Source organism: Breoghania sp., assembly GCF_963674635.1.
Classification (GTDB): Bacteria; Pseudomonadota; Alphaproteobacteria; order Rhizobiales; family Stappiaceae; genus Breoghania.
Genome location: NZ_OY771475.1, coordinates 2,095,750 through 2,108,647 on the forward strand (window position 1 = coordinate 2,095,750; position 12,898 = coordinate 2,108,647).

Annotated in this window: 8 protein-coding genes; all 8 read right to left on the reverse strand. The window is 63.6% G+C overall.

Annotated features, from left to right (window positions below):
* Window positions 1-146: 146 nt before the first annotated feature.
* Window positions 147-2,120: a MacB family efflux pump subunit gene (locus tag ABGM93_RS09070; protein WP_321505499.1), complete on the reverse strand. Its 1,974-nt coding sequence runs from the start codon at window positions 2,118-2,120 to the stop codon at window positions 147-149.
* Between the two features lie 2 nt (window positions 2,121-2,122).
* Window positions 2,123-3,352 carry an efflux RND transporter periplasmic adaptor subunit gene (locus tag ABGM93_RS09075; RefSeq protein WP_321505503.1) on the reverse strand — a complete coding sequence of 410 codons (1,230 nt, stop codon included), beginning with the start codon at window positions 3,350-3,352 and terminating at the stop codon, window positions 2,123-2,125.
* Window positions 3,353-3,636: 284 nt separating this feature from the next.
* Entirely contained in the window at window positions 3,637-5,175 is a 1,539-nt protein-coding gene (locus ABGM93_RS09080) for an efflux transporter outer membrane subunit (protein ID WP_321505505.1), read from the reverse strand.
* 9 nt (window positions 5,176-5,184) lie between these two features.
* Window positions 5,185-6,516: an ATP-binding protein gene (locus tag ABGM93_RS09085; RefSeq protein ID WP_321505507.1), complete on the reverse strand. Its 1,332-nt coding sequence runs from the start codon at window positions 6,514-6,516 to the stop codon at window positions 5,185-5,187.
* On the reverse strand, window positions 6,513-7,235 hold the full coding sequence (locus tag ABGM93_RS09090; protein ID WP_319772159.1) for a response regulator transcription factor: 723 nt from the start codon (window positions 7,233-7,235) through the stop codon (window positions 6,513-6,515). The genes ABGM93_RS09085 and ABGM93_RS09090 overlap by 4 nt, the downstream gene beginning before the upstream one ends.
* A gap of 271 nt (window positions 7,236-7,506) precedes the next feature.
* Window positions 7,507-10,572, reverse strand: coding sequence for an efflux RND transporter permease subunit (locus ABGM93_RS09095; RefSeq protein WP_321505509.1), 3,066 nt, complete (start codon window positions 10,570-10,572; stop codon window positions 7,507-7,509).
* A complete protein-coding gene (locus tag ABGM93_RS09100; protein WP_321505511.1) occupies window positions 10,569-11,678 on the reverse strand; it encodes an efflux RND transporter periplasmic adaptor subunit in 1,110 nt (369 codons plus the stop codon). The genes ABGM93_RS09095 and ABGM93_RS09100 overlap by 4 nt, the downstream gene beginning before the upstream one ends.
* Entirely contained in the window at window positions 11,675-12,787 is a 1,113-nt protein-coding gene (locus ABGM93_RS09105; RefSeq protein WP_321505513.1) for an efflux RND transporter periplasmic adaptor subunit, read from the reverse strand. The genes ABGM93_RS09100 and ABGM93_RS09105 overlap by 4 nt, the downstream gene beginning before the upstream one ends.
* Between the last annotated feature and the right edge of the window lie 111 nt (window positions 12,788-12,898).

A 12,898-nucleotide genomic window follows, 5' to 3' on the forward strand; every position in this document is an offset into this window, starting at 1 on the left:
ATGGTTTGCGGACGCGAGATGAAAAGACGGACTTTCGTCAAAGACCCGCGACCCGCCTCCGCGGCGCCCGCCTCTCAGGCCCCGCGCCCGAATATGGCGGGAGGCGACCCGGGACGGACGAAGCCCGGCCCGGATGGTCTTGCTGTCTAGTCGCGCATGAGCGCGACGACCGGATCGAGCCTTGAGGCATTGCGAGCCGGCAGATAGCCGAACACGATGCCGATCAAGCTTGAGGAGAGAAACGCGGCCGCGATCGAGGTGCCGGAATAGATAAGCTGAAAGCTCGTTTCAAGCTGAGAGAAGAGCACCCCGAAGCCCAGCGAGGTGGCAATACCCAGAACGCCGCCGATCAGGCACACCAGCACCGCCTCGATCAGAAACTGCTGGAGGATGTCGGAGCGCCTTGCCCCCACCGCCATGCGCACGCCGATCTCGCTGACGCGCTCCGACACCGAGACCAGCATGATGTTCATCACCCCGATGCCGCCGACGACCAGCGAGATGACCGCAATCGCCGCAATCAATACGGTCAGGGTCTCCGTCGTGCTGGTTATGGTCTCGCGGATGTCGTCGGTGTTGACGATGAAGAAGTCCTTGCTGCCGTGGCGAAGGGTCAGGAATGCCGTGACGAGCTGTTCCGCCAGATCCATCTCGGTATCCGCCGCCACACGCACGGTAATGGAGCGCAGGGTCTGATTGCCAAGAAGGCGCGATTGGACGGTGGTGTAGGGCAGATAGAGCGAAAGCCTGTTGGAAGGCCCGAACCCACCCTGCTGCTGCTTTACGACACCGACAACACGGCAGAAGATATCCCCGACAAGGAGCACCTGCCCGACCGGACTGCCGTCGAAATCGTCAAACAACGCCTTGCGCGTGTTCTCGTCGATCACGACTTCCTGCGACATGGAAAGGACGCTGTCCGCATCGAAGAAGCGGCCTTCAGAGAGCTTCGTGGCCCTGGCGTCGAAATACTGCGCGCCAACACCATTGATCTGGGCGTTGGCCGTGGTCGACATGAAGCGCACGGTGTCCGACGTGGACACCGTGGGGGTGACCGCGGCCACATAAGACTGGCGGGAAAGCGCGGTCGCATCGGAGACCACAAGCGACGTGAACTTGCCGGAGCGGACGTCGCCGAAACTTCGACCGGCGAAGATTTCCAGCGTGTTGGTGCCGAGGCTGGAGATGTTCTCAAGCACCTGTTGGCGCGAGCCGTTGCCCAGCGCCACGACGCTCACCACCGAGGCGATGCCGATGATGACGCCAAGCGTGGTGAGAAATGTGCGCACCTTGTGCGCGCTCATGGAGCGCAGCGCCATCTTGAAGGCTTCGAAAAACCTGTCGAGACTACGCTGCCAGGACGGGACAATGCGAAGGCCCTGACGCTCTTGCGACGGGCTGCCTGTTTTCGCAGTCTGCCCGACCCCGTTGCCTTCACGGCGGCGGTCGGAGACGATCACGCCGTCGCTGATCTCGATGGTGCGTTCGGCCAGAGCGGCGACCGCCGGATCATGGGTGACGATGATGACCGTCTTGCCGCTGGCATGCAGCTCCGACAGGATGCGCAGCACTTCGTCGGAGGAATGTGTATCCAGCGCACCTGTGGGTTCATCGGCAAGGATGACGTCGGCACCGTTCATCATGGCGCGCGCGATGGAGACACGCTGCTGCTGACCACCGGAAAGCTGACCGGGGCGATGATCCAGACGTTCCGACATGCCGAGCCGATCGAGAAGCGCCATGGCGCGTTCCTCCCGCTCGGCCGCCGCCTGCCCGGCATAGATCGCCGGGATCTCGACATTGGAAAGAGCGCTCAGTTCGCCCAACAGGTGATAGCGCTGAAAGATGAAGCCGAAATGCTCGCGCCTGAGCGCCGCCAGTTCATCCGGTTCCAGCGCGGCGGTTTCGCGCCCGGAAATGCGATAGCTGCCGCCCGATGGCCGGTCGAGGCAGCCGAGGATGTTCATCAGTGTCGACTTGCCTGACCCGGACGCACCGATGATGGCAACGAACTCGCCCGCCTCGATGGTCAGATCGACATCCTTCAGGACCGTCAACACGCCCTCGCCTGCCGGAAATTCGCGGCGCAGCTTGTCGAGCTGGATCAGCGGTTCTGCCATGATCAAAGCCCCATCGACCGGCCGCGACGACCGCCCATGCTGAATGCGCCCTTGGCGCCGGGGACAAGCTGACCGGCGACGATCTTCTCGCCCTCTTTCAGCCCGGCGGTCACCTCTGCGCGCACCTTGTCATTGATCCCGACTTCGATCCGGCGCGGCGTGATCCCGCCCTGGTCGTCCACGACCTGCACGGTGTAGCTGCCGTCCTTGTTGCGGTTGCGCAGGGCGGAGAAGGGAATGGTGAGCGCATCGCGCGCTTCACCGAGAATGATGTGCACCTCGGCGGTCATGTAGGTGCGCAGGCGACCATCGGGGTTCGGCACGTTGAAGATGCCGTTGTAATAGATCGCATTGGAGGTGGAGCTTGCCGCGGACGAACTGGACGAGGTGATCTGGCTGTCGCCGGTAATCGATTCCGGTGCGGGCTCGATGGATTCCAGCGTCGCGTCATAGCGGCGGCCGGGATCGCCCAGGATGGTGAAATAGACCGGCTGGCCCGCCTTCACGTTCACGATGTCGGCTTCGGAGATTTCCGCGCGCACGGTCATCGTGTCGAGCTGACCGAGAATGATGATGGTGGGAGCGGCCTGGGAGGCGTTGACAGTCTGGCCTTCCTGCGACGAAATCCACAAGACCGTGCCGTCCATGGGCGCGGTGATCTTTGTATAATTCAGGTCAGCCTGGGCATTCTCCACCGCAACCTGCGCCTCCACAAGCTGCGCGTCGAGCGCCGCGATCTGGGCTTCGGCCGTCTTCATGTCGGCCTCCGCGCTTTCCAGATCCGCCTGCGAGACGGCGCGTTGCGCCGCCATGGTGCGCTGGCGGGCGAGTGTCTTGCGGGCGAGCGCAAGGGTCGCCTCCTTTTCCACCCGCTGGGCACTGACATTGGCAAGCGTCGCTTCGGCAGTGCGCAATTTGTATTGCTGGGTGATGCTGTCGATCTCGGCCACGAGATCTCCGGTCTTCACTTTCTGCCCCAGATCCACCTTCAGCGACGTGATCCGGCCGGAGACCTGGGCACCGACGGCGACCAGCTTGACCGGCTTCAGGAGCCCGGTCGCAAGCACGCTGGTTTCGATGTCGCCACGGGTGACCGCGGCGGTCATGATCTCGGGCGTTTCTTCGGGAAAGAGCCTGTCGCTGAAATAGTATCCCGCGCCACCGGCGATCAACAGCAGACAGAGCGCAACGAGGAGACGCCGCCCGGTCTTGCCATTTTTCCGTTTTGTCATCTGGACTGCCTGAAACCGATAAGAACTGAACGAAGGGGGCAGAATCGCCCCGGAGATTTTGGCTGACTGCGCACCGTTTCCGGGGAGGAAAGCGCGCAGATCGGCCCGAACCGAACGGGAACTAGGACAACGCCCCGCGATGGGAACCATCAGAGCCCGTCCCGACCCTTCGCATATATTGCATATGGGGAGTTGAACGCAGGATGAACCGCCGCAAGCGCGCATAAAAAAACACCCGGGCTGGGACTGCCCGGGTGTTTGATGGATCAAGCGGATGGCCGCCCCTATTTGGCCTTGGCCAGATGCGGGCCGGTATTGGTGTCCTCAACGATCTTCTTGCTCGCATCGAGAGTGCCGTTCCAGCCGCCGCCAAGCGCCTTGTTGAGCGACACATAGGCGGTGGCGATCTGCACCTGGCTGGCGATCATGGCATCCTCAGCCGAATAGAGCGAACGTTCCGCGGTCAAAACGTCGAGGAAACTGGAAGAGCCCGTCTGGTAGAGCGAACGCGAGAGCTTCACCGCGCGGCGATAATTGGCGACCGACTTCGACAGCTTGCCCACGCGGATGCGCTGCTGGCGCATGGAGACAAGCGCGTTTTCCACGTCTTCCAGCGCGGTCAGGACCGCCGCATGATAGGCAACGAAATACTGATCCCGCTGCGCCTCGGCGACTTCGACGGCAGCCTTCAGCTTGCCGGCATTGAAGATCGGAACGCTGAGGCTCGGACCGAAGGACCAGCTGATGGTGGAGTTGCGGCCCAGATCGCCGATTTCACGCGCCGATGTGCCGATGGCGCCCGTCAGGCTGATGGCCGGGTAGCGCGCGGCTTCAGCGGCGCCCACGCGGGCGGTGTACTGGGCAAGACGACGTTCCGCCAGACGCACATCCGGGCGGGCGATGAGGACGTCGGCGGGGATGCCAGCGGGCAGCGGCGCTTTGGGGTGGGGAATGCGGCGCGGCTTCTTCATGCGCGAAGCAACCGCATCGGGTTCACGCCCCAGAAGAACGCTCAGACGATGCACGGCGGCGGCATAGGAGATGCGCAACGTCGGGATCGAGGCTTCGGTGGAGGAGGCCTGGCCTGTCGCGTTGGCAACATCCACCCCCGATGTGCCGCCCGCCTCGAACTGCTTGCGGGTCAGGTCCGCCGTTTCGTTTTGCGAGGCTGCGGTGCGGCTGGCCAGCGCGATGCGCGCCTGATAGCCGCGCGCCTCGATGTAGTTGGTGGCCACGTCGCCGATAAGCGTGACGAGCGTATCCTCCAGATCGTCCTCTGCCGCATCGGCGGAATAGCGTGCCGCCTCGCGCGCCCGGCGGTTGGCACCGAAGATATCAAGTTCCCAGCTTGCGTCGAAACCGGAGGCAAACTGGTTGCCGACCACACCCGGCCCCGCATCCGCACTGCCCGCCGAACTCTTGGAGCGCTTGCCGGAAGCCGACCCGTTGAGGCTCGGGAACAGGGCGCCGGTGGACTGACGATAGCTCGCGCGCGCCTCGCGAATGCGCGCCTTGGCGGCGGCCACGTCGAGATTGCTGGCGACGGCCTCGTCCACGAGATCGTTCAGGATGGGATCGCCAAGCGCCGTCCACCACGCTTCGAGCTTGGGAAGATCGCGCGAATGCTCCTTGCCCGCATGGGCCCACTTCGTCGGCAACAGCATGTCGGGAGCCCGATAATCCGGACCGACCGCGCAACCGGCCAACACGCTCAGCGCCAGGGCAATGCCCGCGCCACGAACGCCCCTATTTGCCGCCAACTTGACCGGAAACCGGCACGAGGAGGACTGGCCCACAACATGGGAATTGGTCAATCTGGTCATCGGGTGCACTCAAAGTCTTGAGCCAGATGCAGGCCGCGGGGCCGCTCCGGCGACAGGGAAAGTTATCGTCTGTTGCAAGCCGCGCGGGACGCGGTTCGCAATCATGATCGTTCCATTGAAACGCTCAATTATCTCGCGTGCTATTAGCATGCCGAGACCGGTGCCGGGAATTGTTTTGCGGCGCGCGAGATCGACACGGAAAAAGGGCTCGAAGATCTGATGGATCAATTCTTCAGGGATTCCGGGGCCCTCGTCCAGAATACGGATCACAGCTTGGCCTTCAACACTTTCAAGTGAGACCGACGCACCGCCCCCATGCGTTGCCGAATTGACGATCAGATTCGTCAATGCGCGCCTGAGAGCGAGCGGGCCGACATGCACATCGACATCGGCCACGGGACCCAGCTTGACCGGCAGATCAGCCGCCGCGACATCGGCCACAAGGCTCGCAAGAAACGGTGCGAGCGCCACGTTTTCCTCGTCACCCGACGCGATTTCCTCGCGCACCAGGCTTATGGCGCTGTCGGCGATCTGATCCAGTTCCTCAAGATCGGAAAGCCAGCGTTCCCGGTCCTCCTCGGGCAGGAATTCAGCCCGCAGGCGCATGCGGGTCATCGGCGTGCGCAGGTCGTGTCCGGCGGCCGCCACAAGACGCATGCGGCTTTCCATGGACGCTTTCAGGCGCGCGGACAGACGGTTCAACGCGCGTGCCGTTGCCCGTACTTCGCTGCCGCCGACATCTTCGCGAACAGGCGGGAATTCGCCATTTGGGCCGACCGATTCCACCGCTTCCTCGATCACCCGCAAGGGACGCGTGATCTTGATGGCGGCGAGCACCGAGATCACACCGCTTCCCGCCACGATCAGAAAAAGCCAGGCGACAAAGACGGGCCAGGTATTGGTGGGCGAGAAATCGAGCGCGCTGTAGATCAGCCAGTGGTTTTGGTTCACGCGCACAGACGCGACCAGAATGGGGCTGTCGGGATTGCGGATCACGGTCGCGTGCATGGCGCGGCCGGTATCGGCGAGGAGCTTTTGAAGGAACCGGCTCGCCCTGAGATCGACCTCGCCCCTGGCCGGTTCGGTTCTGACATCCAACCCCGCTTCCAGCGCGGCCTGCGGGTCGTTGTCGGCCAGCGTGGCAAGAATATGGATCTGCCGGGCGACAGGTCTGACGGCCTCCGGCTCCAGCGGTTTGTGGAAAGCGGTCCGCGCGGCCAGCGTCGCCAATGCGACCACCACCATGATGGCGAGCACCAGGAGGACGGCGATGCGAAAGCCGAGGGTTTTCACGGCGCGGGTTTTGGGCAAGGTCGCATGGGCCTCGGACGCGCAGGTCATTCAACCATCTCGCACACGACCTGCACGACGAGCTGGTACCCGCCGTTGCGCACGGTGCGAAACATGGAATCCCTGTTTCCATTGGAGAGCTTGCGCCGCAGGCGGCTCATCAACACATCGATGGACCGATCCCCCGGTTCGCAATCGCGCCCTTGCGTGATATCGAGCAACTGTTCGCGAGAGAGCAGCCGTCCAGGGCGATCCAGAAACACCCGCAGCAACTCGAATTCCGCCCCTGTCAGGTCGACCTCCTCACCGGAAATGCGCGTCACCTTGCGCAGGCTCGGCTCGACCACCAGATCCGAGACCCGGTAGGCGCGAACCTCGCCCTTGGCGCGGGCGTCGGCATTTGTCCGGCGCAAGACCGCCTTGATGCGGGCGGTCAGCTCACGCGGATTGAACGGCTTGGCAAGATAGTCGTCGGCGCCGATTTCCAGACCAATGATGCGGTCCACATCCTCTTTCAGCGCGGTGAGCAGGATGACCGGAACGGAGGGGCTGTGGCTGCGCATGGCGCGGCAGATATCAAGGCCGGATCCGTCCGGAAGCATCACGTCGAGAACAATGAGATCCGGTTTGGTGTCGGCAATCGCTCTTTCGCATTCCCGACAATTCTCCGCCAAGGTGATGCGGAACCCCTGCTCCGTCAGATAGCGCCCAAGCAGGGAGCTGATTTCCTGATCGTCGTCGACCACGAGAATGCGCGTTGCCTGGACCATGTTCTTTCCAACGGTTGCCTATCCGAACTGCCCCGAGCCCGGCGCACGCACGCGTACGGATCCGCAACGAAGCATTTCCGCCTCCCATCGGAAAAGGCCAATTGCCTGAGATCAGGGAATGAGTTCTGTTCTCTGAGATTCGGGCAAAATGGTGGTTGACCAAGCCGAGAAACCACCTAACGCAACGTGATTTCGGCGTTTTTTGGGTCACACCGCGTCTTTTTGCGCACACATATCGCAGCGGCAGCAGCGGCAGCAGCGGCAGCGGCGACTAAGCCCGAGACACGTCTTCCAGCTCCCCATCCGGCTCATGCAGCCGGTAGCAGGCCACGTAGAGCGCGGGCACGAAAAGCAGCGTGATCAGCGTTCCGGCGATGATGCCCCCCATCATGGCATAGGCCATCGGCCCCCAGAACACCTCCCGCGAGATCGGGATCAGGGCAAGGCTCGCCGCCGCGGCGGTCAGCAGGATCGGGCGTGCGCGCATCTGGCTCGCCCGGAAGACCGCCATCCACGGATCGAGCCCCTCCCCCTTCAGGATATCGATCTGATGGACGAGAATGATGGAATTTCGGATCAGGATGCCGATCAGGGCAAGCACACCCAGAATGGCCACGAACCCCAGCGGCGCACCGCTTGGCACCAAGGCCGCCACAACGCCCACCAGCCCCAGCGGAGCGGCGCTGAGCACGATGAACAGCGAACCGAAACTGTGCATCTGGAACATGATCAGCGCCAGCATGACGAGAATCATGACCGGCACGACTTTCAGAATGGGCCCCTGGCTTTCTGCGCTGGATTCCACCGCACCGCCGATCTCCACCGAATAGCCCTCCGGCAGGGCGGCGGCGAAGGCATCGATCTTCGGCTGCAACGACTTGACCATCGTGGCCGGCTGGAGATGGCCCACGATGGCGGCGCTGATGGTGACCGTGGGCGTTCTGGAGCGGGTGTAGAGGATCGGGTCCTCGTAGCCATAACCATAGCTCACCAGGCTCGCCAACGGCACGGGAACACCGGAGGAACCGGTCAATTGCAGGGTTTCGATGGCGGAGATGGTGTCGCGATCCGACTGGCGACCGCGCGCGATCACGTCGATGAGGTAGATGTCGTCGCGCACCTGGGTGACGGTGACGCCATCGAGGATCTGTTTCAGCGTCGTGGCGATAACCTGCGAACTGACGCCGAGCTGGCGGGCCTTGTCCTGAAGGATGCGGACCTGAAGCACACGGGCCGGTTCGTTCCAGTCCATGACGATCTTGCTCAATCGCTCGTCGCGGCCCATCAGGGCGGCCAGCTCACGGGCCTTGCTGCGCACGGTCTCGATATCCGGACCACCGATACGGTACTGGACAGGACGCCCGACGGGCGGGCCCAGTTCCAGCGTCTTCACATAGACATCGGCATCGAAGAGCTTGTCCTGCGCAAAGGCATCGAGCCGCGCGCGCAGGCGTTCGCGGGCTTCGAGGTTCTTGGTCACAATGACGATCTGGCCGAAGAACGGATTGGAGGGCTGGATGTCGTAGGCCAGGATGAAGCGCACAGCGGATCGGCCCACATAGGACGACCAGTGGTCCACATCCTCATCGCCGACAAGCGTCGCCTCCAGCGAGTCCATGGCCTTTTGCGTGGCCTCGATCGAGCTGTTGCGGCGAAGCGTGAAATCGACCACCAGTTCCGGCCTGTCGGAGGAGGGGAAGAACTGCTGCTGTACGAAACTCATTCCGAAGACCGAGATCGCGAAAAGCGCCACGGTGACGGCGATGGTGGTGAAGCGCCAGCGCATTGCGGTGGACAGAAGGGTTGAGAAGGCCGCGCGCACACGGCCGGGGGTCTCTTCGTGTTTCTTCATCTGGCGCGGCAGGAAGACCACGCCCAGAAGCGGCGCGAAAAGGACCGCCACGATCCAGGACAAGGTCAGCGAGAGCGCCAGAACCTGAAACAGCGAAAACGTGTATTCGCCCGCCATTGAGGTGTTGAAGCCGATGGGCAGAAAGCCTGCGACGGTCACCAGCGTTCCGCTCAGCATCGGAAAGGCGATGGAGGTCCAGGCGAAGCTCGCTGCTTTTTCGCGGCTGTCGCCCGCCTCAAGCCGGGACACCATCGTCTCGATGGCGATCATTGCATCGTCCACCAGCAGGCCGAGCGCGATGATCAGAGCGCCCAGTGAGACCCGCTGCAGGTTGATGTCCATCAGGTCCATGCCGACAAAGGTGATGGCGAGAACCAGCGGAATGGACATGGCGACGACCAGCCCGGCGCGGAAGCCGAGGCTGACGAAGCTGACCAGCAACACGATGCCGACGGCCTCCGCCAGCGCCCGTGTGAAGCCGCCCACGGCGTGCGTGACGATGGTCGACTGATCGGCGACCGAGTGAATCGAGATGCCAACCGGCAGGCGCGCTTCCACCCGCGCCATTTCCGCCTTCAGCTCCTTGCCGAAATCGAGAATGTTGCTGCCCGCGCGCATGCCGATGGCGAGACCGATGGCCGGCTCGCCGTTGTAGCGGAAAAGCGTTTCCGGCGGATCCTCATAGCCGCGCGTGATCGTGGCGACGTCGGAAAGGCGGAAGAACCGGTCATTGACGCGCAGGTTGACGGCGCGAAGGCTCTCCTCGGAGCTGTATTGACCATCGACGCGCACCACAATGCGCTCATTGCCCGCATGAATGACACCGGAGGGCGCGATGGCGTTCTGGCTCTGGAGGGTCTGGAGGATCTGCTGGCGATCCAGCCCGAGGGCCGCGACCTTGCGCAGCGAAAACTCCAGATAGATCACCTCGTCCTGCTCGCCCACGAGTTCGACCTTGCCCGCATCGGGCAGCGCGATGATGCGGGTGCGCACGTTCTCCACGTAGTCGCGCAACTGGCGATGGGTCAGCCCATCGGAGGTGAAGGCATAGACATTACCGAAGACGTCACCGAAATCGTCGTTGAAGGCAAAGCCGCGAAACTCGCTTGGAAAGGTGGGGCGTATGTCCGCCATCATGTTGCGGACCTTCTGCCAGATCTCCTCCACGTCGCGCGTTGGCGTGGTCGGCAGAAGGTTGACGAAAACGACGCTCTTTCCCGGCGTGGTGATGGAGCGGGTGTAGTCGAGACTGTCGAGTTCCTGGAGCTTCTTCTCGATGCGGTCGGTGACCTGGCTCGCCATCTCGCGCACGTTGGCACCCGGCATCGCGGCGGAGACGACCATGGTCTTCACCGTGAATTGCGGATCTTCCTCGCGTCCCAGGCTGAAATAGGACAATACGCCCGCCGCCAGCGCGATGATCATCAGGAACCAGACAAGCGAGCGGTGATGCAACGCCCAGTCGGAAAGGTTGAACGACTTCATGGGCGCACCTCTTCGGCGAGCGTTACCGCCTGACCGTCCTCAAGGCTTCGCACCCCGGCAATGACGACAAGCTCCCCCGGTTCAAGCCCCGAGCGGATGACAAGACGTTTGCCGAGAGCCGCTCCTGTCGTCACCGCACGACGCGCCACCTTGCCAGCTTCCACCACCCAGACAAAGGAGGCCCCGTCCTTGGTGAAGATCGCGGCGGCGGGAACGGTCAGCGCATCCGCCTTGCCACCTTGCGCATTGGCGGTGATGAGCGCGCCCAGCCGGAAGGCGTCGGGCGGGGATTTCAGCAGAATGCGCACCCGGTTGGTCCGGGTGAGGGCATCGGATTGCGGTGCGATTTCGCGCACCTCGCCTTGCGCCACGATGCGGGGATCGATCTGCAGGCGGACGGTGAAGGGCGAGCCGATGGACAAGCCGCCGACAAGTTCGCCGGGAATATCGACAACCGCCTCGCGGATATCGCTGCGCGCCAGTGTCAGCACAGGTTCGCCCGCGGCCACCACCTGACCGTTTTCCGCCGGACGCTCGGTGACGACACCGGCAAAGGGCGCGGCGAGCGTGGCATAGGCCAGCGCATTGCGCGCCTTGGCGAGTGTCGCCAGCGCCTCCGTCAACCCGGCGGAGGCGGCGCTGTTTGCCTGTTCGGCGACATCGAGATTGGCGGAGGATATGGTGTTCTTCTTGAACAGCGCGCGGGCGCGCCTGAGGCTTGCTGAAGCGTTTTCGGCGCGCGCGCGGGCGGAGGACGCCTGCGCCTCCGCCTGACGCACGGCGGCCTCATAGGTCTGCGCATCGATGCGGGCGAGCGTCTGCCCGGCCTTGACCTGATCGCCCACATCCACCGGAAGCGCAACGATGCGCCCGAGCGAGCGGAAAGCCAGCCGCGTTTCGAAACGGGCCTTGATGACACCGGAAAACCCGTCCACGCGCTCAGCGGCGCGTCGGGCGGTTTCGGTCAGGACGGGACGCGGGCCGGCATCGTTCGCCGTCGTTTCCTCGTCCTGTCCGCAGGCCGCCAGCAGACCGGCGCACAGGACCAGCGGCACAAGGGATGGGAGGCAAAACGGTTTCAGCCAGGACACCCGCGTTCCGTTCATTGCCCTGCCTCCGCAGCATCGTTGTCTCGATCCGCGTCACGGGGCACATCGGCCACCGTCTCGCCCGGTCGCAGAAGCTGCGAGCCACGGGTGACGACGCGCTCGCCGACGGCAAGGCCGCTCTGCACGAGGATGGTGCTGGAATCGTAACGCTCGATCTCGATCGCGCGCAGCGAGACGGTCATGTCCTTCTCGTCGACCACCCAGACTGACGGCTTGCCTTCGGACGCCACCAGCGCCTGCCAGGGCAGACGGGCGACCGAGGCGGCGAGTTCTTCCGTGATTGTGCCGGAAACGGCCGCGCCGAGCTGCATGGCGGGCGGTGCGTTCTCAAGCCCGACCTTGATCAGCACGGTGCCGGTGGTCGCGCTGATGAGAGGCGACACTTCGCGCAGATAGCCAGCGACCGAAACCTGAGGGTCGGAGACGAGCTCGATCGTGATGTCTTGTGGCGGTTTGCGTGTCAGCAGCTGTTCCTGAACAAGGAAAACGGCGTCCCGCTCGCCGTCCGGGGCCAGTGTGAAGACGCTTTGCGCGGCACCGACGACCTGACCGGGATCGACATTGCGCTTGGTGATGACACCGGCCGCCTCGGCGCGAAGGGTCGTATCGGAGAGATCGCTCTGCGCGGAGGAGACCTGCGCTTGCGCGGCATCGAGCGAGCCTTGCGCAGTTTTCAGAACGCGTTCGGCCTCGTCATAGTCGCTGCGGGTTGTGAACCCTCGCGCCAGAAGCGATTTCTGCCGCTCAAAGGCGGCCCTGGCGGTATTCAGTTGCGCTTCTGCGGCAGACACGGACGCCTCGGCCGCGACCACGTCGGCCTCCTGCTCGGTCGGATCGACGCGCGCGAGCACCTGTCCCTTTTCCACATGCGCGCCCACATCCACACGAACGTCCAGAACGCGACCGCCGACCTCGAAAGACAATGCCACTTCGTTGCGCGCTTCGATCTCGCCGGTGAGGGTGAAAAGCTTGCGGTAGGGCTCCATTTCCACGGTGACGGTTTCGACGCGCTGGGCGGGCTCCTTGCTCACCGCGCTGTCTTCCCGGCCGCATCCGCCAAGCAGCAACAGCCCCGTTGCCGCCAGCACGAGCGCACAGGCGCGCATGCGGGTGTGCCTTCGCACCCCCCCCGCGCTTTCGCACGGGCGGCTCAAGAGCACACTCCCGAGCAGATCTCGAAGAATGACAGGCTGTTCATTGCGGCAAAACTCACGACG